Raw genomic sequence first — 24,716 nt, 5'->3', positions numbered from 1 at the left:
CCGCAGCCAGGCCGGCGCCAGCGGCGTCGCCTTCTTGCTGCAACTGGAACGCCGGCTGCGGCTGCTGCAAGACACGGGCGAGATCCTGTCCCTGTCGGCGCAGCTGCTGGGACAGCGTCTGGGCGCCCAGCAAGTGGCCTGTTTCGATATCGACCAGACCCTGCAATGCCCCACCCTGCAGCATGCGTGGAGCGACGGCCTGGCGCCGGGCGCCACGGGCGAATATTTCCTCGGCGATTATGCCGCCCGCCTGGCCGATGCGCTGGCCGCCGGCCAGGCGCTGGCCGTCAGCGATGTGGCGAGCGACCCGCGCACGGCCATGCCGGCCGCGCTGGCCACGTTCACGCGCCTGGGCATCCGCGCCTTCCTGAACATTCCCATTGCCAAGGAAGGCCGGCTGGCGGCCCTGTTCGTCGTGCACAGCAGCGCGGCGCGCCTGTGGCATGCGGACGAGATCGAACTGGCCGTGCAAGTGTCGGAACGGGTCTGGTCGACCATCTTGCGGGCGCAGGCGGAATCGCGTTTGCGCGCCCTCAGTGCCAGCATGGAAACGCAGGTGGCCGAGCGCACGCGCGAGTTCGGCCGCACCGGAACGTCAGCCCCGACTTGCTGGGCGTGCTCAACCTCGACGGCTATTTCGAGCACTCGAACCCCGCCTGGCAAGCCACCCTGGGCTGGTCGGCGGAAGAAATCCGCACGACGAAATTTTTGAACTGATCCATCCCGAAGACTTGCCGCGCACCTATGCGGCCTGGGAAGCGGCCAACCAGGGCCAGCCGGCGCTACGCTTCGAAAACCGCTACCGCCACAAGCTGGGCGGCTGGCACTGGCTGTCGTGGGTGGCCGTGCCCGAGGGCGAGAAGGTGTATTGCAGCGCGCGCGACATCACCGTGGAAAAGAAGCTGGAAGCGGACCTGGCCGCGCGCAACAGCGAGCGCGAGCGGCTGTGGCGCAGCGCGCAAGACCTGATGGTGGCCATCGATGCCGAAGGCTGCTTTACCGCCGTCAACCCGGCCGCAGGCGCCATCCTGGGCTGGCTGCCCGAGGAAATGCTGGGCCGCAGCCTGTTCGACTTCGTGCTGCCCGAGGATGCGGCCGCCACGCGCCAGGCGCTGGCGCAAGTGTCGCGGGAAGCCATGCCCAGCTTTGAAAACCGCTACCGGCACCGCGATGGCGGCCACCGCTGGCTGTCGTGGGTGGCGGCCACCGAAGGCGACCTGGTGTTTGCCACGGGGCGCCACGTCACCCTGGAAAAGGAAGCGGAAAGCACCTTGCGCCGCATGCAGGAATCCCTGCGCCACAGCGAGATGGCCCTGCTGCAGTCGCAAAAGCTCGAAGCGCTGGGCAAGCTGACGGGCGGCGTGGCCCATGATTTCAATAACGTCCTGCAAATTATCTCAGGCAATCTGCAATTGCTGCAGATGACCCTGGACGGCGACCCGCTGGCCGCCAAGCGCATCGCCAGCGCCTCGTCCGCCGTGGAACGGGGCGCCAAGCTGTCGGCCCAGTTGCTGGCCTTTGCGCGGCGTCAACCGTTGAAGCCGCTGGTGACGGACCTGGCGCAACTGCTGCGTTCGACGGAAGAGCTGCTGCGGCGCGCCACCGGCGAAACCATCGAGACGCGCTGGCTGCTGGCCGACGACTGCTGGCGCGCCCTGGTCGACCCGCACCAGCTGGAAAACGTCATCCTCAACCTGGCCATCAACGCGCGCGACGCGATGGCCGGCCAGGGCCAGCTGACCATCGAACTGAGCAACAGCGTGCTGGGCAGCGACTACGCGGCCCGCCATGCGGACGTGGCGCCCGGCGACTACGTGCAGCTGGCCGTCTCGGATACGGGCACGGGTATTCCGGCCGAGCTGCTGGACAAGATTTTCGAACCGTTCTTCACGACGAAAAGCGAGGGCGAAGGCACGGGACTGGGCCTGTCCATGGCGTACGGCTTCCTGCGCCAGAGCGGCGGCCACCTGACGGTCGACAGTTTGCCAGGCCACGGCAGCACCTTCCGCATCTACCTGCCGCGCTCGCTGGAAGCGGAAACGGAACTGCCGCTGCAACTGGGCGGTCCTGTGCTGGGCGGCAAGGAAACCATCCTCGTCGTGGAAGACGACGTGCAGGTGCAGACGACGGTGGTGGACATGCTGCGCGGCCTCGGCTACGTCGTGCTGCGCGCCAGCGATGGCGAAAGCGCGCTGGCCATCGTCGGCAGCGGCGTGCCCATCGACCTGCTGTTTACGGACGTGGTGATGCCGGGCAAGGTGGCCAGCACGGAACTGGCGCGCCAGGCCCGCTTGCTGCTGCCGCAGCTGGCCGTCTTGTTTACCTCGGGCTACACGCAGGACGCCATCATGCAGGGCGGCCGGTTGGAACCGGGCGTGGAACTGTTGAGCAAGCCCTACCGGCGCGAAGACCTGGCGCGGCGCATCCGCCACCTGCTGGCCAATGGCCGCCACGTGACGGCCCTGCACCAGTACCGCGCGCAGCTGGCGCCGCAGCCCGCACCGGCGCAGCCGGAGGGAAGGCATATCCTGCTGGTGGAAGACAATGCCGATGCACGCGCCATGACGAGCGAACTGCTGGCCATGCTCGGCCACACGGTACTGGCCGTGGGCACGGCAGAGGAAGCCTTGCCGCTGCTGGCCACGCCGGGACTGGAACTGCTGCTGACCGATATCAGCCTGCCGCAGATGTCGGGCGCCGAGCTGGCCGAACTGGCCGCCCGCGAGCAGCCGCAGCTGGAAGTGGTGTTTTCCACCGGCCATGCCCCCGCCAATTCCGGCGTGCTGGACCCGCAGGCGCGCTTTCTGGTGAAACCATTTACCGTCGAGCAATTGCAACGGGCCTTGCTGCCGCCAGGTCAGTAGACGTCGAGCTGGCGCGCCTTCAGCGCGTTGGCCAGTTCCTCCAGGCCAAACGGCTTGCGCAGGAAGCGCGCGCTGGCGTCCTGCATCAGGCTGGCGCCCCAGTCGTGTCCTGAAGCAAACACCACGTCCAGCCGCGGCCAGTGCGCGCGCGCATGGCGCGCCAGTTCCAGGCCGGACATGGTGGGCAGGCTGATATCCGTCACCAGCACGTCCAGACCAGGCATGGCCAGGAGCGGCATGGCCGCCTCCGCGCTGGCCACGCCGTGCACGGTGTGCCCCAGCATATTGAGCATTTCCGTGGTCATTTCGCGCGCATCGTCATTGTCTTCCACCAGGAGGATGCGCCGCCCGGACGGGTCGGGCGCGCCCACCAGGCGACGGTCGGCCAGCAAATGGCGGATGCGCCGCGCCAGGTCTTCGCGCTGGTAAGGCTTGCTCAACAACTCGACGCCCGGGTCCAGGCGCCCGCCCCGCATGATGGCGTTATGCGTATAGCCCGAGGTAAACAGCACGGCCAGCTCGGGCAGCAGCAGCCTGGCTTGCTGCGCCAGCTCCTTGCTGCTGACGGGACCGGGCATGACGACGTCCGTAAACAGCAGGTCGATGGCCACGCCCGTGCCCAGCAGGGCCAGCGCCGAGGCGCCGTCGTCCGCATGCAGCACGTCGTAGCCGAGGCCGCGCAACATGTCGACCACCGTGTGCTGCACGGGCGCATCGTCTTCCACCACGAGGATGGTCTCGCCGCCGCCCAGCACGGGGCCCGTCAGGCCTGGCGGCGGTTCGGCCAGCTTTTCCAGCGAACGGGGCAGATAAATCTTAAACGTCGTGCCCGCACCGGGCGCGCTGTGCACCTTGATGTGGCCCGCGCTCTGGCGGATGAAGCCGTACGCCATGGACAGGCCCAGGCCCGTGCCCTCGCCTTCCTTTTTCGTCGTGAAGAAGGGTTCGAATATCTGGTCGATCACGTCGCGCTCCATGCCGTGGCCCGTGTCCGTGATGGTCAGCAGCACATATTGCCCCTCCAGCACATCGGCATGCAGGCTGGCATAGGCGGCGTCGAGCGTGACATTGCTCAAGGTAAACGTGAGGCGGCCGCCCTTGTCCATCGCGTCGCGCGCGTTGATGGCCATGTTCAGCAGCACATTTTCCATCTGGTTCGGGTCGACCAGGGTATGCCACAAACCTTCGCTGATGAAGGTTTCCTCGGCAATCGCCTCGCCCAGGGCGCGGCGGATCAGCTCGTGCATGCGGCGCAGCAAGCGTCCCAGGTCCGTCACCAGCGGCTTCAACGGTTGACGCCGCGCAAAGGCCAGCAGTTGCGACGACAGCTTGGCGCCCCGCTCGACGGCCGAGGCGGCCGAATCGAGGCGCCTGGCCGCCTGCGGATTGTCGGCCACCGTCAGCTTCAGCAACTGCAGATTGCCGGAAATGATTTGCAGCACATTGTTGAAATCGTGGGCCACGCCGCCCGTCAGCTTGCCGATCGATTCCAGCTTTTGCGCCTGCAACAAGGCCTGCTCGCTGCGCACGAGCGCCAGACGCGCCTCTTTCTCATCGGTGACGTCGCGGCCGATGGCGTGGATCAGCTTTTGCGCCGGCACGGCCGTCCAGGAAATCCAGCGGTAGCCGCCATCGCGCCGGCGGTAGCGGTTTTCCATGCGCAAGGTGGGCGCGCCGTGGGCCAGGCGCGACAAGTCCTGCAGGGCCGCCATGCGGTCGTCGGGATGCACGAGGCTGATGAAATCCATGCCCAGCGATTCGATTTCCGGCCGCTCGAGGATCTTGCTCCAGGCGGGATTGACGGCGATGATCATGCCGGCCAGGTCGGCCACCAGCATGATGTCGGTCGACAGCCGCCACATGCGGTCGCGGTCGGCCGTGCGGTTGGCCATTTCCAGTTCCAGCGAGGAATTCAGGTAGGCCATCTTTTCCAGCACGTTCTTCTGTTCCTGCACGTCCGTGTTCGTGCCCACCCAGCGCAGCACCTTGCCCGCCTCGTCGAACAGGGGCAAGGCGCGCGCCAGGAACCAGCGGTAAGCGCCGTCGCTGGCGCGGCGCAAGCGGAACTCGTGTTCGTAGGCGCTGGCCGTGGCGACGGCCCGTTCCCAGCTGACTTGCGTGGCCTGCACGTCGTCCGGATGCACGCAGTGGCGAAAGCCGTTCGATACGAGCGACTTCATCGATTGCCCCGTGTATTCGCACACCTGTTCGTTGACCCAGTAGGTGGCGCCGCTGCCATGCGCCAGCCAGGCCTGGTTGGGCATGGTCGAGGCGAGCGAACGGAACTGCGCCTCGCTGTCGAGCAAGGCATTGCGCGCCTGCCAGTGCTCGTCGATATCCTCGCACGAGCCGTACCATTTCACGGGATTGCCCTGCTCGTCGAGCCGGCAGTACGCGCGCGAATGCACCCAGCGGTACAGACCGTCCTGCCGGCGCACGCGCATTTCCGCGTCAAAAGGCTGGCAGCTGCCCACCGCTTCGCTCCACGCCGCCAGGGAATGGGGCACGTCCTCGGGGTGGATGGCGTCCAGCCAGCTGGTACCAAGGCCGCTGCCGCCCGTCCATTCACGCCAGCGCTGCGCCACATAGTCGAGCTTGCCGTCGACGTCGGCCGTCCACAGCACTTGCGTGTTGAGTTCTATCGCGTAATGAAAGTGTTCGCGGCTGTCGTGCAGCGCCTGTTCCAGCTGGCCCCGCTCGATGACATGCGCGGCCACGCGCGCGGCCAGCGCCAGCAGTTCGATTTCGGGTTGCGTGGGATGGCATGGCGCCTGGAAAAACAGGCCCAGCACGCCCAGGATATGCCCCTTGGCGCCAAACACGGGTGCGACCCAGCAGGCGCGGTAGCCGTGCAGCATGGCTTCCTTGCGTCCCGCGCTCCAGTGCACGTCGCGCGTGATGTCGCCGCAATACACGGGCGCGCCGGAAAAGGCGGCCGTGCCGAACGGGGACGGCTGGTCGCCGCCGTGGCGCAGGGCCAGGCACAGGTCTTGCGGCAGGCTGGGCGCGGACAAGCCGCAAAAGCGGTCGGCCTCGTCGATGAGCACGAGGCAGGCATGCGCGCCGCCCTCGGCCAGGTCTTGCAGCGCCAGCAACAAGTGTTCCAGAGCATGGGCCAGGTCGGCGCCTGCCGCGATGCTGCCCAGCGCACTATGCTCGGCGTCCAGCAAGGAAAGAATGTTGTTTGCGTGCACCGTGTCGATAAGGGGAAAACTGATGCCGAAATATACCATGGGGCAACGCTCTTGCAGGAGGAAAACAGCGCGTTGCTTGACCTCCGCGGCCACGCGTCCCTATGCTAAAGTGTTGCTCTCTTCTCAAGCGAATCCCAGCATGCCTACCTCCTTGCCGTCCTCCCTGATCGCCACCGCCCTGCTCGCCTCCGCCCACGGCGCCGTCGCCGCCCCCATGAGCCTGGACGACTACCTGGCCCTGAACGGCCCCGCGCCCACTGCGCAGATCGCGTATGGCCCGGCGCCATCGCAATACGCGCAGCTGTTCCGGCCCGAAGGCAGCGGCCCGTTCCCCGTCGTCGTGCTCGTCCATGGCGGCTGCTGGACGGTGGCCTTCGGCGGCATCAAACAGATGCGCAACGTGGCCGGCGCCCTCGTGGCGCAAGGCATCGCCGTGTGGAATGTCGAGTACCGCCGCGTCGACGAGCCGGGCGGCGGTTATCCAGGCACCTACGAAGACATGCACGCGGCGCTCGACAGCCTGCGGCAGCACGCAGAACAGTACCAGCTGGACACGAGCCGCATCCTCGCCATGGGCCACTCGGCCGGCGGCCAGCTGGTGCAATGGATTGCCGGCCGGGAAAAGCTGCCCAAGGCCAGCCCCCTGTTCCGCGACACCTACCTGCCTGTAAAAAACATCCTCAGCCTGGGCGGCCTGGCCGACCTGCGCCATGAAAAGGAATTGATCAAGACCAGCTGCGAACGCGACATCGCCCAACTGGCAGGCAGCGCCAGCACCGAGCGCCCCGACATCTACAGCGACACCAACGCCGCCGACCTGCTCCCCAACGGCAGCCGCACCGTGCTGGCCACGGGAGAACTCGACACCATCTCCCCACCCCGCGTCGCGCACGACTACGCGGCCAGGGCCAAGCTAGCTGGCGACCATGCGGCGGTGCTGATCTTGCCTGGGGCCAGCCATTATGACGAGATTGCGGCGACGTCGAATGCCTGGAAGATGATTTTGCCCGTGATTCGGCAGATGCTGGGGATGGCGGGCGATCAGAACCAATAAGGCAATTGATCAATGCATGCGAATACGCAATTTTCGAACCGGGCGATGAAGGTAAACCATGCGGGAGAGCATGGAGCCATCAGCATTAATACTGGCCTGATGTCTACTAAGAAAAATTTCAACAAAAAAATCTCCTTTGCAAAAACCCAGTTTGACCTAGGCTACGGCATATTGCGGTGTATTATTGCCAATACCCACACAAAATACGCCTCCATGATTTTTGCCTCACAACTACCAATTTCGCGATCGTTTACTCCAAACTCTGTAGTGGTATTCTGATGTCTACCTGCCCTGCTACTTATATTTCACGGCACGTTATGCGGCAGGCGAAGGAGCAGCATCATTTTGCTGAACCTATCGAGTCATTTCGGGAGCATATAGCTTACGTGCTGCTAGGTGAGCCAGGGTCTGGCAAGTCCACGTTGTTTGAACGCGAGGCAGCCACTCTAGGCGATAGTGCGCGCTATACGACTGTACGTGATTTTCTGCGCTCGGAACTTGATGATGCCGATCGACGTCGCACATTGTTCATCGATGCTATGGATGAGCAGCGCGCGGCTGACGGACAGTTGAATCAGCCGTTGGATCGGTTGATCACGAAGCTCCAACGGCTTGGGCGGCCAAGTTTTCGTTTGTCTTGTCGCGCAGCCGATTGGCTTCACTTAGACACCAAGGAGCTAGAAAGCGTTTACGGGCATGGACAGATTGTTGAGTTACAACTTCAACCTTTGAGCGAAGCAGAGATTGAGCGGCTTTTACAGGACTGGACGCCAAATCGGTTGAGTGATCCGTTAGCATTTATTGAACGAGCACAGCAGAATGGTCTTGAATCAATGTTGGGCAATCCAATGCTGCTTGACTTGCTTGTAAGTGCGGTTTCCGGAGATGCCTGGCCAGCAAGTCGAACAGAGATTTTTCAGCTCGCATGTCAAAGGCTGGCAGAAGAACACAACGAAAGCCATGAGCGACTTACGGAACCAGTCAATACCGATGAACTTTTGGATGATGCAGGCATGTTGTGCGCAATCCTGTTGCTTTCGGATCGTTCAACTTACCGTACCTCGGGCAAAGATGCCAGCAGTATTTCAATAAGAGAGTTGACAAGGCATTTGGGGATCAGCGCGGCACGGAGCAAGCTTGCGCTGAACACCACCATGTTTGTGGCGGTTGGCGCAGAGCGCTGGTACCGACATCGTTCGATCGCGGAGTATCTCGCGGCACGGGCATTGTCGATACAGCTGGAGAGTGGTTTACCCATTACCCGGATCCTCGCTTTGATGAGTGGTGCCGTTGGGGGAATTGTTGACTCTCTGAGGGGGCTTTACGCATGGCTGGTTAGCTTTTCCCATCATCGAGAGGTGCTGATTCAGTACGATGTTCTGGCCGTTGTCTATTATGGCGACGTTCTCAACTTCAACACTGAGACTAAGCGCCTCGTCTTTGAATCCATTCATCGTGCCGCCTGTCTATTACCGGGTGTGGGGCGCCGGGACTGGCAGTCCGAAGCATTTGGCGGATTAGGCACCTCTAATATGGAATCGTATCTAACAGGCATCTTGATGCGGGATCGTTTTGAAGACGCTGACGAAGTGTTATTGCTGTCGGTGTTGGAGGCAATTGAACATGGCCAAGCAATGCCGCGTCTCCTATCGTTTGTCGCGGTGGTTGCAGGAGATGCACGGCATTGGGATATCGTCCGCCAGACAGCAGTAGAAGTTCTGATAGCGAAGTCGGATCCGCAGGGTCTTTATATGTCACCACTGCTTGCCGCTATCCGGGATGGAACAGTCGAGGATAGTGACGATGAACTGGCTGGACGGTTGCTAAACGCACTGTATCCTGCAACAATAAATACTAGAACTTTGATTTTGGAATTTCTTCTCCCACCTCGACGTAATAATTTTTTCGGGAGTTACCGCAATTTTTGGCATTTGGAATTATGGAACAAAGTGCCGGAAACTGAGGCGGTGATTTTGATCGACTCCATCTGCGAGCTGGTTGCGCATGGTGCCCGCTGGGACCAAGAACACTCCTTCAACGACTTTTATTATGGCGCCATTCTGCACGCTGCCTGCAGTCTCGGTGCGGAGTTGAAAGGAGAGCAGTTATATCATTGGATTGCCTCCGGCCTGAATGAATACGGTTATCGTGCATGGGAAGGATCAAAGGCACAGGAGTTAAGCAAATGGTTGGTTGTACATCCCGATCATTTGAAAGCTGTATATGAGTTCGGGCTGGTGCAATTGCATGCGCAAACCAAGGCATCTCAGTTTTCGAGCTGGCAACACGTGCTATTGAAAGACCAGCAAGTCCCGGAAGGTTGGTATGCGTGGTTGCTACAAGTGGCCGCGCTGCATGTTGAGGAAGAGATTGTGCGCTTCTGTTTTGGTGCCGCCGCATGGGCCGCTGCCAATGCACCTGACCGTTTTCCAAATGGTCTGGATCGAATATACGCCTGGATACATGAGTATGGTGGCCGTTGGCCGGCTGTCGATGCTTGGTGCGAGGCCGAAACTTCTACGTCTTTGGACGACTGGCGTCGTGATGCCCGTGCCCATCAAATCGAGCGTGCGGAACAAATTGCCAATGATCAAGCTCAACGCCGTGAGGCACTAGCGCCTGCGCTCGAAGTAATTCTATCTGGCGGGGTCTCGCCGGGGCTGATGCATGATATTTTGGTTGTAATGGAGCGTGGAGGATATGGAGTCAACGACGTCTCGCCAGTGCTTCGCGTGCAAAGTTTTCTTGGAAGTGACGTGTCCACTGCGCAGCGCGCGATCGACTCATTAAGCGGGGTGCTTGATCGAGGCGAGCTTCCCACTTGGTCCCAAGTGATCGAGCTAAATGAAAGCCAAGAGAGTTTTTTGATCCAGCCGGTCTGCCTCTATGCCGCAGATGAGAAATGGAACGGTGAGGATAGCGTTTTGGGAATTTCAAAATATCCATATGCGCTGACACTACTCGCATTCAGCTTGGTTACTGGACGGAAGCCGAAGTGGTTCACGGCACTTGCGAGTTCGCAATCCGAAAAAGTCGCTGGTGTAATGAAGACGTTCTTATCACACATGCTGCGCCGTTGCGACGATCGCCTGGGCGCTGTACAGTGGTTGGACTACTTCCCTCTGCAGTCAAACGCACCAGTAGACGTCTTGAATTTCTTATTAGCACAGATGACGATTCCGTTTGAAAGTGACTTCCCCAAAAGCCCGATAGGTGGAGTTCTCCAGTCTGCGATCAAATACTCCAACCAAGCAGAGCTTGAGCTATGGGTTCAGTCGACGCTATCTGAGCCTAAAGTCACTCCCATCGAACAAACCGTCGCGTTGGCCACATCGCTTGCATACTCTGACGAGCGATTTGAGGAGCTACTTGCCCTTGTATCAGGGGACCTGGAGCGCGCGGCCGCATGTTGTCATGTATTTGATCAGCCACTGCCAAGAATCATTTTGAGCCGGATGCCGATTTCATTGATTGGCCAGCTGGTGGGGCAATTAGGGCGACTGGTTTCCCCTCGCGTAGATGCGATTTTTAGCGTCAGGAAAGACGATAGCATACGTTCGGGGGTTACAGCTTTGCTGGCTGAACTCGCATCGCGCACCTCCGCATCAGCGACACTTGAACTTTTCAATTTGCAGCAAGACTCTGAGCTGATGCCTTGGCGCTACAAACTTTCGGAGTATCAGATACAAAGCAAAGCGCGTGTTCTAGCAGCGACGTTTGGCATCGTAGATCCATTAAAAGTTGCCGAAGTATTGAGCAATCGTGAGCCGGCGACTGAACTCGATCTAGTGGCCTTCGTTCTTGCTCATGTAGACACCTTAATGCGCCGCATCCGGTATGGTGGAACTAACATGCTGGGAATTTTTTGGCGTGAGGATAAAGGAGGAAATCGTATACCCGAAACTGAGAATGTTTGCCGAGACAGGTTCCTGGATTTGCTCAATATCGAAATGAAGCCAATGGGCATTCACATTGGAAAGGAGCAGCCAACGGCACGCGATAAACGGTCAGATATGGCGATTACGCTGACTCGGCCAGGGCGCCACATGAGTGTTCCAGTGGAAGTAAAACTCGATAGCCATCCAAACGTATGGCGTGCGTGGGATACACAGTTAATGGATCTGTATGCGCCTGATCCCGACTCTGGCTACCATGGCGTGTACTTGGTGATGTTTGCTGGGCACAAAACACAGGTAACGCCAACACGTACGCGTCCGACAAGCGCGGAGACGATGGCGCAATCTTTTTCTCAGCTAATCCCGCCTTCGTATTTTGACCGGCTTCACGGAATGGTCTTGGATTTCTCTTGGACATAGTATATACAAGTCTTTGAGAGTGTACTCAGCTAACCTCGGCAAGAGGGTTTCCGCGAATATACGGCGAGCCCAAGCAACGCAGCCATGGCCGTTTTCTCAGGCCCGCGGCTCTGGCCCGCCGTTCAAAACAATACGCTCACTGAACCCGCGCCAGGTACTGCGCCAGCTGGGCGAAGGTAGCCTTAAACCCCTGCGTCATCGACTCATGCCCTTCCAGGAAAGTCTCATGCTGCTCATCGGTGGCCTTGTGCGGCGTCGAGCGCAAGGTCATCGTCGTCTTGCCGTTTTCTTCCGTGAGGGTCATGACATTGAACGATTCCAATGGCCAAGTCGCGCTGACCGGATGCTGCACGGCATTGCCCTGCTTGTCGGCGAAGGACAAAATCGAGACGATCCTTTCCGGCGCTTCGATGGCCTGATAAGTAAACTTGCCCCACATCTCGTAGCCATTGTCGGCGCGCATGCCGTAGTGGAAGACGCCGCCCGGCCGCAAGTCCAGCGCCAGCACGCTCAATTCGAAGCCGACGGGGCCCCACCATTGTGCCAGGCGCTCAGGCTCCACCCACGACTGGAACACCAGCTCGCGCGGCGCGTCGAAGGTTTGCGTGATGACAAAGTCGCTGCTGTCGCGGTGCTGTCCGTCCTGCTTCTGTTTTTCCGTCGTCATGCTGTCTCCTGATGGTGGTGGGCTGACTGTTAATGTAACAGCGGCGTAGACAAACGGAAAGGCCTGTACGCCGGTCAAACCGGCATGCTAGAATATTAGTTAGACACCTAACCATTAGACGGCTCACCTTATGATTTCTATCGAAGAGCGCTTTTCCGCCGCGCTCCACAAGACGGCGCGCGGCTGGCGCCATGCGATCGACCGGCGCCTGAAAGACCTGGACCTGGGGCAAGCGAGCTGGATGTGCATCGCCATGATCGCCAAATCGCCGCAGCCGCCCTCGCAAAGCGAACTGGCCCATCAGCTGGGCGTGGAAAACCCCACCATGGTGTCGATGCTGGACCGGCTCGTGAAATCGGGCTTCGTGCAGCGCCAGCCGTCGGAAACGGACCGCCGCGTGAAACTCGTCGTGCTGACCGAGGCAGGCATGCAGGTCTATGAGACCGTGCGCAAGGAAGCGGACGGCTTCCGCAAGGAACTGCTGCAGGGCATAGATCCCGATCAATTGCGGGCCGCCACCGAACTGCTGGAGGCACTGCAGGCGGCGACGGAGAAGTTTGCGTGACTTCCGTTCCCGCTTCACAAGACCCCACCCTGAACCGGCGCATGATCACGATATCGATCATGCTCGCCACCATCATCCAGGCGCTCGACGGCACCATCGCCAACGTCGCCCTGCCCCACATGCAAGGCAGCCTGTCCGCCTCGCAAGACCAGATCACCTGGGTGTTGACCTCCTTCATCGTCGCCGCCGCCATCGCCACGCCCCTGACGGGCTGGCTGTGCGACCGTTTCGGCCAAAAAACACCTTTCTCGTGTCGGTTGCCGGCTTCACGCTCGCCTCCGTGCTGTGCGGCCTGTCCGGCACCTTGTCCGAGATCGTCGCCGCCCGTTTGCTGCAGGGCGTGTTCGGCGCGGCCCTGGTGCCGCTGTCGCAGGCGGTCTTGCTCGATATCAATCCGCGCGAAAAGCACGGCTCGGCCATGGCCATCTGGGGCATGGGCGTGATGATCGGCCCCATCCTGGGACCGACACTGGGCGGCTGGCTGACGGACAGCTACAGCTGGCGCTGGGTCTTCTTCATCAACATCCCCATCGGCGCCATGGCCTTCTATGGCATCTGGCGCTACATCCGCAAGGACCCACCCAACCGCCGCATGAACTTTGACATGTTCGGCTTTGCCACCTTGAGCCTGTCCATCGGCGCGCTGCAGATGCTGCTGGACCGGGGCGAGCAGAATGACTGGTTTTCCTCCACCGAAACGTGGATCGAAGCCATCGTGCTGGCCATGAGCCTGTGTTATTTCATCGCCCACACGGCGCTGCGCCCGGCCGGCAAGTCCTTCCTCGACTACCGCCTGCTGAAGAATTCGAACTATGTGAGCGGCTTGCTGTTCATCTTCATCGTCGGCATGGTGCTGTTCGCCACCCGCGCGCTGACGCCGTCCATGCTGCAAGGCTTGATGAATTACCCGGCGGCCATTGCCGGCCTGGTGACGGCGCCCAGCGGCCTGGGCACGATGCTGGCCATGCTGATCGTCGGCAGGCTGACGGGCAAGATCGATACGCGCATCCTGCTGGGCGTGGGTTTTTCCATTACCGCGTTTTCGCTGTGGCAAATGGCCAATTTCACCCTGGACCTGGTGCCGAAGACGGTCGTATGGAACGGCATCATCCAGGGCATCGGCCTGGGCCTCGTCTTCGTGCCCCTGAGCGCGGCCACGTTCGCCACCCTGTCGCCGCAGATGCGGGCGGAAGGCACGGCCATCTACAGCCTGGTGCGCAATATCGGCAGCAGCATCGGCATCGCCCTCGTGCAGACCTTGTTGGTGCGCAATACGCAGATCGCCCATGCGTCCCTGACGGAACACATCACCATCGCCAATCCGGCCCTGCATGACCCCGGCATCGCCCAGGTGTTCGACCTGGGCACGAGCACGGGCATGGCGGCGCTGAATGGCGAAATCACGCGGCAGGCGTCGATGATCGCCTACCTCGACGACTTCTGGCTGATGATGTGGCTGACCATCCTCGTGCTGCCGCTTTTGCTCCTGATCAAACCACCGAAGAAAAATGCGCCTGTCGTGGTCGACCACGCGGCCATGGAATAACCCTCATGCACACACCGATGAAACTCTCCCTCAGCGTCCTGGCGCTCAGTTTATCCCTGGCCGGCTGCGCCAGCATCCCGCCCGACACGCAACAGCTGCCGCAGCAAGACCTGGCCACCGTGCAATTGGCGGCCGACATCCACCTGGCCAGCGAAGGGTGGCCCGCCGCCCAATGGTGGCGCCAGTTCCAGGACGATCAGCTGGACCAGCTGATCGACCAGGCGCTGTCCGCCAGCCCGAACCTGGCGGTGGCAAATGCCCGCATCGGCTCGGCCCTTGCCGCGTTCGACGCGCAACACGCGGAGCGCGGCCCCAGGGTCGACCTGGGCGCGAATGCCAGCCGCCAGCGCTATTCGGGCAACGGCCTGATGCCCGCCCCCATCGGCGGCAATTACTACAACGAGGTCACGGTGGGCGTGCAAGCCCATTACGACCTGGACTGGTGGGGCAGGCACAAGGCGCAGATCGCCGCCAGCCTCGGTGAAGTCAATGCACGCCGCGCCGAATACGCGATGGCGGAACAGATGCTGGCGGCCGAGATCGCCCGCCACTACTTCAGCATGCAGAACGGCTGGGCCCGCATGGACAACCTGCATGCGCTGGTCAAGCTGCAGCAGCAGCTGGTGGTCGACAAGGAAAAACGCATCGCCAACGGCCTCGGCGTCAGCGACGACCATCTGTCCGCGCAAACGCGTTTGAGCCTGCTGCAGCAGCAGATCGCCTTGCTGGAAACGCAGATCGTCACGGAACGGGAAGCCTTGCGCGCGCTCTTGGGTGCGGATGCCTCGGCGCTGGCCAGCCTGCAGCCGAGACAGGCCCTGGCGCTGCCGCATGCGCTGCCCGGCAAGCTGGGCATGGAATTGCTGGCGCGCCGGCCCGACTTGCAGGCGGCGCGCTGGCGGGTACAGGCGGCCATGAGCAAGATCGAGGCGGCGCAGGCGTCGTTCTACCCCGATATCGACCTGGGGGCCTCGTTCGGCCTCGACGCCATCAAGCTGGGCAAGCTGCTGCAATCGGGCAGCCGCACCCTGTTCATCGGCCCGGCCCTGTCGCTGCCCCTGTTCGACAGCGGCCGCCTGCAGGCGCAGCTTGCCGGCGCGCGCAGCGAACGCAACGAACTGATCGCCGACTACAACCAGCACGTCTTCAATGTCGTGCGCGACGTGGCGCAGGCGGGCGCCAGGGTGCAAGGCGTGAAAAACCAGCTGCGCCTGCAGCAGGACAACCTGCGCGCCAGCGAAGCGCAGCTGCGCAACGCCAATGCCCGCCTGAAACAGGGACTGGCCGACCGCGCCACCCAGCTGAATGCGGAAATGACCGTGCGCGGCCAGGTGGACCTGGGCATGCAGCTGCAAAACCAGCGCCAGGACGCGGAAATCAGCCTGACCGTGGCACTGGGCGGCGGCTACCGGGGCAGCAGCGACTTTGCCGCCGCGACGACTAAACAATAACGATCGATTACGGAACACATCATGAGCAGCGAAACCACAACCACCTCCACCGAACAGCCGGGCAAGCGCAAGGCCGTCCTGATCGCCATCACGGCCGCCTTTCTCGTCGCTGGCGCGGCCTGGGGCGCGTATTACCAGCTGGTGCTGGCCAAAGAGGAAGTCACGGACAACGCCTATGTGGGCGGCAACCTGGTCACCCTGTCCGCACAAGTGACGGGCAATGTCGACGCCATCCGCGCCGACGAGACGCAGATGGTGAAAGCGGGCGCGCCGCTGATCACGCTGGACGCCATCGATGCGGACCTGGCCCTGAGCCAGGCCGAGGCGCGCCTGGGCAACATCGTGCGCCAGGAACGCGAGCGCTATGCCAGCGTGGCGCAGTACGACGCCGTCATCGCGCAGCGCCGCCTGGCCCTGGCCACGGCGCAGGGCAACCTGGCCCGCCGCGCCCCCTTGGCGCTGGACCACACGATCTCGGGCGAAGACCTTGTTCATGCGAAACAGGCCGTCGACGACGCCAAAGCGGCCTTGACGGTGGCGCAGCGCCAGGCCGAGTCGGCCAAATCGGGCGTGGCCGGCGTCAACCTGGCCAGCCATCCGGCCGTGCTGGCGGCCAGGGGCGACGTGCTGCAGGCGTGGCTGGCCGTACGCCGCAACGCCGTGGTCGCCCCCGTTTCGGGCTATGTCGCCAAGCGCAGCGTGCAGCTGGGGTCGCACGTGACGCCGGGCACGCCCCTGATGTCCATCGTGCCGCTGGACCAGTTATGGGTCGACGCGAACTTCAAGGAATCGGAATTGCGCAATATCCGCGTGGGCCAGGCGGCCGCCATCGAAACGGACTTGTACGGCAGCAAGGTGGTCTACCACGGCAAGGTGCTGGGCATGTCGGCCGGCACGGGCAGCGCGTTTTCGCTGTTGCCGGCGCAAAATGCCACGGGCAACTGGATCAAGGTGGTGCAGCGCGTGCCCGTGCGCATCACGCTCGATCCGAAGGAACTGGCCGCCCACCCGCTGCGCATCGGCCTGTCGACCACGGTGACGGTCGATACCAGCCATGGCGAAGGGGCAACCCTGGACCAGCCGATGGTGGCGTCCACCGTCTACACGACCAAGGTGTTGGAGCAGCCCGTGGGCGAGGCGGAGAAAATGGCCGATGCCATCATTGCGCAGAATCTTCTGAATTGATGCGTAGGTCGGCTTAGCGCAACGCGCGTAAGCCGACAACATTGTTGGCACGGCCGTTGGTGGTGTCGGATTACGCGGGGCGTTGCCCCGCTAATCCGACCTACCTGGCCTTGCCGGCAGATGCCACCTGGTCCAGGATATGCTTGGGCACGGCCGCATAATGCTTGAATTCCATCGTGTACGTGGCGCGGCCCTGGGTCAGCGAGCGCAGGGTGGTGGAATAGCCGAACATTTCCGCCAGCGGCACCAGGGCCTTGACGATGCGCCCCGCGCCGCCGGGAATGTCGTCGACGCCCTGCACCATGCCGCGCCGGGCCGTCAAGTCGCCCATGACGTTGCCCATGAATTCTTCCGGCGTTTCCGCCTCCACCTGCATCATCGGTTCCAGCAGCACGGGCGATGCCTTGCGCATGCCATCCTTGAAGGCGATGGAGCCGGCCATGCGAAACGCGTTTTCGTTGGAATCGACGTCGTGGTAGGAGCCGAACGTCAGCGTGGCCTTCACGTCGACGACCGGATAGCCGGCCAGCACGCCCGCCTTCAGGGTTTCGATGATGCCCTTGTCGACGGCGGGGATGAATTCGCGCGGCACGACGCCGCCCTTGATGGCGTCGACGAACTGGTAGCCCGTGCCCGGCTCCAGCGGTTCGAGTTTCAGCACCACGTGGCCGTACTGGCCCCGTCCGCCCGACTGCTTGACGAACTTGCCCTCGACGTCTTCCACCGTGCGCGTGATGGTTTCGCGGTACGCCACCTGCGGCTTGCCCACGTTCGCTTCCACGCCGAATTCACGGCGCATGCGATCGACCAGGATTTCCAGATGCAATTCTCCCATGCCCGACATGATGGTCTGGCCCGATTCCTCGTCCGTATGCACCTTGAACGACGGGTCTTCCTGCGCCAGGCGGTTCAGGGCGATGCCCATCTTTTCCTGGTCCGGCTTGGTCTTCGGTTCGACCGCCTGGGAAATCACGGGTTCCGGGAAAATCATCTTTTCCAGCACGATGACGTGGTCGATGGCGCACAGGGTGTCGCCCGTCGTCACGGCTTTCAGGCCCACGGCGGCGGCGATGTCGCCCGCATACACTTCCTTGATTTCCTTGCGCTCGTTCGCATGCATCTGCAGGATGCGCCCCAAGCGCTCGCGCGCGCTCTTGGTGGGGTTGTAGACCATGTCGCCCGAATTGACCACGCCGGAATACACGCGGAAGAAGGTCAGTTGCCCCACGAACGGGTCCGTCATGATCTTGAAGGCCAGGGCCGAGAAATGCTCGTCGTCGGCCGGATGGCGCTCCACCTCGTTGTCGTGCTCGTCGTGGCCCATGATGGGCGGCACTTCCAGCGGCGACGGCAGGTATTCGATGACGGCGTCGAGCATCGCCTGCACGCCCTTGTTTTTAAAAGCGCTGCCGCACAGCATGGGCACGATTTCGTTGCGGATGGTGCGCGCGCGCAAGGCCTGCTTGAGCTCCGCTTCGGTGAACGTGTCGCCATTCAGGTAGCGTTCCGTCATCTCCGTGGTGGCCTCGGCCGCGTGTTCGACCAGGTGCTCATGCCATTCCCGCGCCTGCGCCTGCAAGCTGGCGGGAATCTCGCCATAGCTGAACTGCACGCCCTGGCTGGCGTCGTCCCAGGTGATGGCGCGCATCTTCAGCAGGTCGATGACGCCCGTGAAATGCTCTTCCGCGCCGATGGGCAGCTGGATGGGCACGGCCACGCCTTTCAGGCGCTCGCCGATCTGCTTGCGCACGCGCAAGAAATCCGCGCCCACCCGGTCCATCTTGTTGATGAAGGCGATGCGCGGCACGTGGTATTTATTGGCTTGCCGCCACACGGTTTCCGATTGCGGCTGCACGCCGCCGACGGCGTCGTAGACCATCACGGCGCCGTCGAGCACGCGCATCGAGCGCTCCACCTCAATCGTGAAATCAACGTGGCCGGGCGTATCGATGATGTTGATGCGGTGTTCGGGGAAGTTGCCGGCCATGCCTTTCCAGAACGCCGTGGTGGCGGCCGAGGTGATGGTGATGCCCCGTTCCTGCTCCTGCTCCATCCAGTCCATGGTGGCGGCGCCATTGTGCACTTCGCCGATCTTGTGATTCACCCCCGTATAAAACAGGATGCGCTCGGTGGTGGTGGTCTTGCCGGCGTCGATATGGGCGCTGATGCCGATGTTGCGGTAGCGCTCGATAGGTGTTTTGCGGGTCATCACAATCTCCATGGCTAGCCCGGCACGACTGTGTTTGCGCCGGTTTTCCAGTGTAGCAGACATCGATTTGGAGAGCGGCGCGTAACCATCTTTTACCATGCGTACAACACTAACATTAGCGCGCACGCGCGTTGCATAGAATAAACAAGAGATTCCGCTATACTTTCAACTTTATTAATCCAGTAAAGATTAATCAAAATCAACACGCACCGTAAATTATCGTGCAAGGCGACGCCGCCGGCATGCAGCCCAGGTGCGCACCGAATGACATGCCCCACTCAGCCTATGACCATCCAACTAAGAAAAATAATCCTCTCCTCCTTGCTCGCGTCGCCGGCGCTGGCCATGGCCGGCGAACTGGAACAGCAAATGCAGCGTTGCGCCGTGCTTGGTGACGCCAGCGCCCGCCTGGGCTGCTTCGACACCCTGGCCAAGGCGGCGGAAAAAGCCACCATCGCCGCCGGCGGCGACCCTGCCACGGCTGCCGTCACCCTGGCAGCGGCTGCCGAGGTTGCCCCCATCACGCCCGTCAGCCCGCCGGGCGTGGCCACGCCGGATGCCGTCAACGCCGCCATCCCCGCCATCGCGCAGGCTGGCGCGGCGCCGCCGGAAGCACCGATTTCGCGCACCCAGCAATCGTGGGAACTCAACGATGCTTCGAAGCGGGGCCTGTTCAACTTCCGCCCGCACCGCGACACTTATTTGCTGCTGGCCAACTACAGCGACGCCTCGAACGACGAACCGTTCCAGGATTTCACGCCGGGCGGCATCAAGAGCCAGCACGTGGAATTGACGTTCCAGCTGAGTTTCAAGATGAAGCTGCTGGAAGACATCGCCGGCACGCCCATCGACATGTGGTTCGGCTATACGCAGCAAAGTTTCTGGCAGGCATATAACCGCAAGGCTTCGAGCCCCTTCCGCGAGACCAATTACCAGCCGGAGCTGATGCTGATCTTGCCGATCAACAAGAATTTCGCGGGCGTGGAATTCAACTACCTGAACCTGGGCCTGGTGCACCAGTCGAACGGCCAGACGTCGACCCTGTCGCGCAGCTGGAACCGCGTGTATGCCGAGCTGGGCATGGAAAAAGACAACCTGGCCGTCACGACGCGCATCTGGCACCGCCTCGACAATGGCAAGACCGACAATGACAATATCGACATCACCGATTACATGGGGCATGGCGACTTGCGCGTGAGCTACCGCAACAAGGGCCATGAATACGCCGTCACGGCGCGCCGCAATTTCAGCAAGAAGCATGGCTCCATGCAGGCAAGCTGGGCCTTCCCATTGAAGGCCAACCTGAAAGGCTATCTGCAGCTATTCTCCGGCTATGGACAGAGCCTGATCGACTACAACTATTCGCAGAAATCGATCGGCGCCGGTTTCATGGTCGACCTGTAAGCGGTGTAAACGGTACATGCATAAAAAAATGGCGCCGACGGCGCCATTTTTTTATGGGAAATCCAGTTCAGTGCCGCCCGCCGCCGCCCAGCACGCGGGCCGGCAGCATGACGATGGCGCGCAGCAATTCGAACACGCCTTCCACGCCGATGCCGATCAGGCGGAATGGCAGCAACAGCAGCCAGGCCAGCGGATACAGCACGAGGGCCAGCAAGGCCAGGGGCCAGCACACCAGCAAGAGCAGCAGCCACAGCACGAATCCCAGCATCGCGTTCCCCTCGAATGAAATGTGCGGAGCAAGCCGTGCTTGCCCCGCTACCGTGACGGCACTGTAGTCAAGCGCCGCCGCGGCGGCAACGGCCATGCGATGAACGGCACAATGCGGGGATGAACGGTGCAAAAACGGGAATGAACGGGGGCTTATTGGCCGACGCAAATCACTTTCGTGATGTATTCGTGCGCGTTCGGCTTCTTGCTGGCGGCCCATTTGATGGCCTGGTTGGCCTCTTCGATGGTCAGGATGGAGGCCTTGTCCTTCGACTTGATGAAGGACACGCCTTCAAACACGCCTTCCTTGCTGCGCATTACCTTGGCAAACACGGGCGGCTTGGTCTCGCCGTCGCTGATTTTGTTCTGTTGCACGAGGTAACGCTGATCGATCTGTTCCATGATAATAAAGCTGTCCAGTGGTAAAAGACGGAATATACCCTGAATGGACAAACGCCGCAGGATGAAATCGCTGCGGCGTTGCCCAAATTTGGTTTCGAACGGCTGACAAAACCGTCGCGAGCGGCAGTGAGTTGTGGCTAAGAAGCGCAACCGTACTTTAGTACGGTGAGCATCGCAGGCCGCAAATCGCGACGCGCAGCAGGGTTGGTCAGCTGGTCAGGCGTAGACGGGGTTCTGCGTGACTGGCTGCAGGTTGACGTCATAGATCACCTGCGCGCGGATCGACGTTTCCAGCGAAGGAATCGAACCGCCCGCGCGGTACTGGAAGCTCACCTGCAGCACGTCGCCCGCCTTCACGGCCAGCGGCGCGGCCAGCGGCAGGCACATGTAGTGGTTCAGCCAGTCGATGGTGGTCGAGCGCTCAGGCACCACGGCCAGGATGTTCTTGGTGACGAAACGCAAGGCATTCAGGGTGCCGCTGCGCTCGACGACGAACTTGCCGTCGAAACCGAACACGCTGTCCGTCGGCTGGCTGAAGTCGATGATGCTGTAGACGGACGGCGGCGCCAACTCCTGCACGCCAGGGTGGATGGCCGTGGTTTCCTGGAATTGCACGATGGGCGCGTAAAAACCCTCGAAATCGTATTCCTGCTGCATCGGCTGCACGGCCATGATGACGGCCTCGGGCAGGAAGATCGGCAGCGGGCCGCCGAAGCGGGCCAGGTAGCGGCGCTTGAACGATTCGATCACTTCCACCTGCTTTTCGCGCAGCATGCCTACATGGATCATTTCGCAGATGACCACGTCGACAGGCTCGGGCGGCAGATATTCAAAGGCGTCCGCGTGGACGACTTCCACCTTTTCACCGTTCGGGTTGAGCGCCAGCATCTTGCGCGCTTCCTTGACCATGTCCGGATTGAACTCCACGCACCAGACCTTGTCGGCGCGCGCGGCCGCGAACCACGACAGCACGCCCGTGCCGCCGCCCAGCTCCAGCACCTTCATCCCGGGTTTCACCGCATAATCGATCGCCGACTTGAACCCGTGCATGCGGTTCTGGTCCATCAACATATTGTGATGGTAATGGACGGGGATAAATTGCCCCAGGTAACAACTCTCGATTTCTCGTTCATTCAGCATGTCTGTCCTCTTGGAGTCTGGCTCCGATGGCCGATCGGTTTTGTCATTCCAGAAAGCAGTGATATCGCACGGGCTGCGCGCGGGGCGGCGACAATACAGCCGGCGCCTGACGGTGGTGGGATGGCCCATGCGAACAATCTCCTGATTAATGCGACACGATCATTATCGTTAATCGCCAGGGAGAACAAAGGGCTGAGGTGAGAGGCAATTCCATGCCAGTTTCAGCGCTGGCATGGAAAATATTACTAGAACGATCACTTGCGGGCTGCGCGCGCCTTCTGTGCCGCTTCGATGATGGCGACCACGCCGGGCTTGTCGCCGGCCTGGGCGAACTGCGCGGCCGTCCAGCCATGGTCGCTCTTCAGGCTGGCGTCCGCGCCCCAGGACAGCAGCAGCTTGACGGCGCCCTCCTGTCCTTCGCGGGCGGCAAACATCAGCGGCGTGACGTTGGCGGGCGCGCGCGCATCGACCACGGCGTCGCGCTCCAGAAAAATCTTCATGATGGGCAGGTCGCCGGCCGAGGCCGCATAATGGAGCGCCGTCCAGCCGCTCTGGTTGACCTTGGCGCCCTTGGCCAGCAAGGCGTTCACCGCGTCCAGCTTGTGCTTGTAGGCGGCCATCATCAACGCCGTGTTGCCGTTGGCCGAACGGGCCTCGATGTCGATGCCCGGCGCGTCGAGCAGCACCTGGAAAACCCGGTCCGCATCGTCGCGCAAGGCCAGCACGAGGGGAATATCGCCGCGCTGCGCGTCAGGCTGGTTCGGATTCATGCCCTCAATCAGCATGCTGCGCACGCCGCTGGCGTTGTTGACGGACACGGCGCGGAAGAACGCATCGGGTTCCGGCGCCGCCTGGCTGGCGGCGGCACAGCACAGCAGCATCGCCAGCGCGAGTTTTTTCATCATGTTTTACCTTAAGAAGTTATGGCAACTGATTGAATAACTTGAAGAAATTTTCCGTCGTCTGGCGCGCCACCTGGTCCAGGGGAATGCCTTTCAGGGTCGACAGGTATTCCGCCACGTGGGCCACATAGCCCGGTTCGTTCATGCGGCCGCGGAACGGCACGGGCGCCAGGTACGGCGAATCCGTTTCGATCAAGATGCGCTCGAGCGGCACTTCCAGCGCCACCGCCTGCAAATCCTTGGCGCTCTTGAACGTGACGATGCCGGAAAACGAAATATAGAAACCCATATCGATGGCGGCGCGCGCCACTTCCAGCGATTCCGTAAAGCAATGCATGACGCCGGCCACGCCGCCGTCGGCCACGCCCGCGCCCTCTTCGCGCATGATGCGGATGGTGTCTTCGCTGGCCGCTCTTGTGTGGATAATCAAGGGTTTACGGGTGATTCTTGAAGCTTTGATGTGGGTCCTGAAACGCTCGCGCTGCCACTCCAGGTCGCCCGTCAGGCGGAAATAGTCGAGGCCCGTCTCGCCGATGGCGATGATCTTCGGGTGGTCGGCCAGGCGCACCAGGTCTTCCACCGACGGTTCAGGCGTGTCTTCGTAGTCGGGATGCACGCCGACGGAGGCAAAGATATGCGGATACTGCTCGGCCAGAGCCAGCACCTGCGGAAAGTCCGGCAGGTCGACGGACACGCACAGGGCGTGCGTCACCTTGTTCTCGGCCATCTTGGCGAGGATCTCGGGCATGCGAGCGGCCAGCTCGGGGAAATTGATATGGCAATGGGAATCGATATACATAAGGCGGGATTGTACCGGAGGGAGCAAAAACCGGCAGGGCAACGGCGGCGGCGCGCATCCCCTGCCGGGGCGGTTCGGATGCTGGCAGCCGATTACATCTGTGAGGCCGGGTGTTCCGCCAGCGGAACGAAGTTGCCGGTCGATTCGTCGAGCGCGTCGAGCGAGCCGTTCTCGATGTCGTACACCCAGCCGTGCAGGGTCAGACGATGTTGCGCCATGGCCAGCGCCACCGAGGGATGGGTGCGCAGGTTATTCAGCTGCGCCACCACGTTGGCGCGCACCATGCCGTCAATGCGCGACTGTTCCGTCGGATGCTCGACCGATTCGTTGATCATGCGCGCCGCGTCCGCGTGGTGCAGCCAGCTGCGCACGGCCGGCATGTGATCGAGGCAGGCGCAGGTGGCGATCGCCTTCATCGCGCCGCAATCGGAATGGCCGCAAATGACGATGTCGGTCACGTTCAGGGCCGACACGGCAAACTCCACCGTGGCGCTGACGCCGCCCGGCTCGGGTCCGTACGAGGGCACGATGTTGCCCGCGTTACGAATCACGAAGAGTTCGCCTGGTTCGCGCTGCGTCACCAGTTCGGGCACCATGCGGCTGTCCGAGCAGGAAATGAACAGGGCCTTGGGAGTTTGTCCCGTGGCCAGGGTCTTGAACAACTCGCGGCGCTCAGGAAAAACCTCTTTTTGGAAACGTAGGAATCCAGCAATAATGTCGCGCATAAATAAATGAAATGGTTAGCCGAACC

General features: G+C 61.8%; 18 protein-coding genes and 1 pseudogene. 10 read left to right on the top strand and 9 right to left on the bottom strand.

All coding sequences use genetic code 11. The features are described 5' to 3' along the window. Nucleotides 1-34: 34 nt before the first annotated feature. Together ACRHIG_RS17400 and ACRHIG_RS17395 are read left to right on the top strand one after the other, a co-directional pair. Complete coding sequence (locus tag ACRHIG_RS17400; RefSeq protein WP_489627244.1) at nucleotides 35-712, top strand: GAF domain-containing protein; 678 nt, start codon at nucleotides 35-37, stop codon at nucleotides 710-712. Between the two features lie 19 nt (nucleotides 713-731). Further along, entirely contained in the window at nucleotides 732-2,864 is a 2,133-nt protein-coding gene (locus ACRHIG_RS17395; RefSeq protein ID WP_489627243.1) for a response regulator, read from the top strand. On the opposite strand, the gene ACRHIG_RS17390 is transcribed toward ACRHIG_RS17395, so the two are convergent. Beyond that, a complete protein-coding gene (locus ACRHIG_RS17390) occupies nucleotides 2,858-6,097 on the bottom strand; it encodes a PAS domain-containing protein (RefSeq protein WP_489627242.1) in 3,240 nt (1,079 codons plus the stop codon). The genes ACRHIG_RS17395 and ACRHIG_RS17390 overlap by 7 nt on opposite strands. Nucleotides 6,098-6,197: 100 nt before the next feature. Here ACRHIG_RS17390 and ACRHIG_RS17385 point away from each other — a divergent pair, with 100 nt between their 5' ends. Genes ACRHIG_RS17385 through ACRHIG_RS17375 form a run of 3 tightly spaced genes read left to right on the top strand, consistent with a single transcriptional unit; the run spans nucleotide 6,198 to nucleotide 11,428 of the window. Beyond that, complete coding sequence (locus ACRHIG_RS17385; protein WP_489627241.1) at nucleotides 6,198-7,112, top strand: alpha/beta hydrolase; 915 nt, start codon at nucleotides 6,198-6,200, stop codon at nucleotides 7,110-7,112. A 12-nt stretch (nucleotides 7,113-7,124) separates the two neighbouring features. Next, a complete protein-coding gene (locus ACRHIG_RS17380; RefSeq protein ID WP_489627240.1) occupies nucleotides 7,125-7,391 on the top strand; it encodes a hypothetical protein in 267 nt (88 codons plus the stop codon). Further along, nucleotides 7,391-11,428: an NACHT domain-containing protein gene (locus tag ACRHIG_RS17375; RefSeq protein ID WP_489627239.1), complete on the top strand. Its 4,038-nt coding sequence runs from the start codon at nucleotides 7,391-7,393 to the stop codon at nucleotides 11,426-11,428. Before ACRHIG_RS17380 ends, ACRHIG_RS17375 begins: the two co-directional genes overlap by 1 nt. A gap of 136 nt (nucleotides 11,429-11,564) precedes the next feature. Here the strand turns inward: ACRHIG_RS17375 and ACRHIG_RS17370 are convergent, their stop codons facing one another. Continuing rightward, nucleotides 11,565-12,095, bottom strand: a complete 531-nt coding sequence (locus tag ACRHIG_RS17370; protein ID WP_475414380.1) for an SRPBCC family protein — start codon at nucleotides 12,093-12,095, stop codon at nucleotides 11,565-11,567. Between the two features lie 130 nt (nucleotides 12,096-12,225). Here ACRHIG_RS17370 and ACRHIG_RS17365 point away from each other — a divergent pair, with 130 nt between their 5' ends. The 4 genes and pseudogenes from ACRHIG_RS17365 to ACRHIG_RS17350 all read left to right on the top strand — a co-directional run bounded on the left by ACRHIG_RS17365 (nucleotide 12,226) and on the right by ACRHIG_RS17350 (nucleotide 16,842). Continuing rightward, a complete protein-coding gene (locus tag ACRHIG_RS17365) occupies nucleotides 12,226-12,660 on the top strand; it encodes a MarR family winged helix-turn-helix transcriptional regulator (RefSeq protein ID WP_489627238.1) in 435 nt (144 codons plus the stop codon). A 41-nt stretch (nucleotides 12,661-12,701) separates the two neighbouring features. Continuing rightward, a pseudogene (locus ACRHIG_RS17360) lies at nucleotides 12,702-14,074 on the top strand (DHA2 family efflux MFS transporter permease subunit); the annotation flags it as partial. 149 nt (nucleotides 14,075-14,223) lie between these two features. Then, nucleotides 14,224-15,657, top strand: a complete 1,434-nt coding sequence (locus ACRHIG_RS17355) for an efflux transporter outer membrane subunit (protein WP_489627237.1) — start codon at nucleotides 14,224-14,226, stop codon at nucleotides 15,655-15,657. A 21-nt stretch (nucleotides 15,658-15,678) separates the two neighbouring features. After that, nucleotides 15,679-16,842, top strand: coding sequence for an EmrA/EmrK family multidrug efflux transporter periplasmic adaptor subunit (locus tag ACRHIG_RS17350; protein ID WP_489627236.1), 1,164 nt, complete (start codon nucleotides 15,679-15,681; stop codon nucleotides 16,840-16,842). Between the two features lie 100 nt (nucleotides 16,843-16,942). Here ACRHIG_RS17350 and fusA read toward each other — a convergent pair whose 3' ends face one another. Beyond that, nucleotides 16,943-19,051, bottom strand: a complete 2,109-nt coding sequence (gene fusA, locus ACRHIG_RS17345; protein WP_489627235.1) for an elongation factor G — start codon at nucleotides 19,049-19,051, stop codon at nucleotides 16,943-16,945. 285 nt (nucleotides 19,052-19,336) lie between these two features. Between fusA and ACRHIG_RS17340 the strand changes: the two genes are divergently transcribed. Next, nucleotides 19,337-20,455, top strand: a complete 1,119-nt coding sequence (locus tag ACRHIG_RS17340; RefSeq protein WP_475414374.1) for a phospholipase A — start codon at nucleotides 19,337-19,339, stop codon at nucleotides 20,453-20,455. A 67-nt stretch (nucleotides 20,456-20,522) separates the two neighbouring features. Here the strand turns inward: ACRHIG_RS17340 and ACRHIG_RS17335 are convergent, their stop codons facing one another. The 6 genes from ACRHIG_RS17335 to ACRHIG_RS17310 form a co-directional block, all read right to left on the bottom strand. After that, nucleotides 20,523-20,723, bottom strand: coding sequence for a hypothetical protein (locus ACRHIG_RS17335; RefSeq protein ID WP_489627234.1), 201 nt, complete (start codon nucleotides 20,721-20,723; stop codon nucleotides 20,523-20,525). Between the two features lie 152 nt (nucleotides 20,724-20,875). Further along, nucleotides 20,876-21,124, bottom strand: coding sequence for a hypothetical protein (locus tag ACRHIG_RS17330; protein WP_070218342.1), 249 nt, complete (start codon nucleotides 21,122-21,124; stop codon nucleotides 20,876-20,878). A 216-nt stretch (nucleotides 21,125-21,340) separates the two neighbouring features. Beyond that, nucleotides 21,341-22,264, bottom strand: a complete 924-nt coding sequence (locus tag ACRHIG_RS17325) for a class I SAM-dependent methyltransferase (RefSeq protein WP_489627233.1) — start codon at nucleotides 22,262-22,264, stop codon at nucleotides 21,341-21,343. Nucleotides 22,265-22,518: 254 nt separating this feature from the next. Further along, complete coding sequence (locus ACRHIG_RS17320) at nucleotides 22,519-23,169, bottom strand: ankyrin repeat domain-containing protein (RefSeq protein ID WP_489627232.1); 651 nt, start codon at nucleotides 23,167-23,169, stop codon at nucleotides 22,519-22,521. A gap of 16 nt (nucleotides 23,170-23,185) precedes the next feature. Next, nucleotides 23,186-23,965, bottom strand: coding sequence for a TatD family hydrolase (locus tag ACRHIG_RS17315; protein ID WP_489627231.1), 780 nt, complete (start codon nucleotides 23,963-23,965; stop codon nucleotides 23,186-23,188). Nucleotides 23,966-24,057: 92 nt separating this feature from the next. Then, nucleotides 24,058-24,690, bottom strand: a complete 633-nt coding sequence (locus ACRHIG_RS17310) for a carbonic anhydrase (RefSeq protein WP_489627230.1) — start codon at nucleotides 24,688-24,690, stop codon at nucleotides 24,058-24,060. Nucleotides 24,691-24,716 lie beyond the last annotated feature (26 nt).

The organism is Janthinobacterium sp. C22 (assembly GCF_057919405.1).
This window is presented reverse-complemented; position numbering and strand designations above follow the sequence as displayed.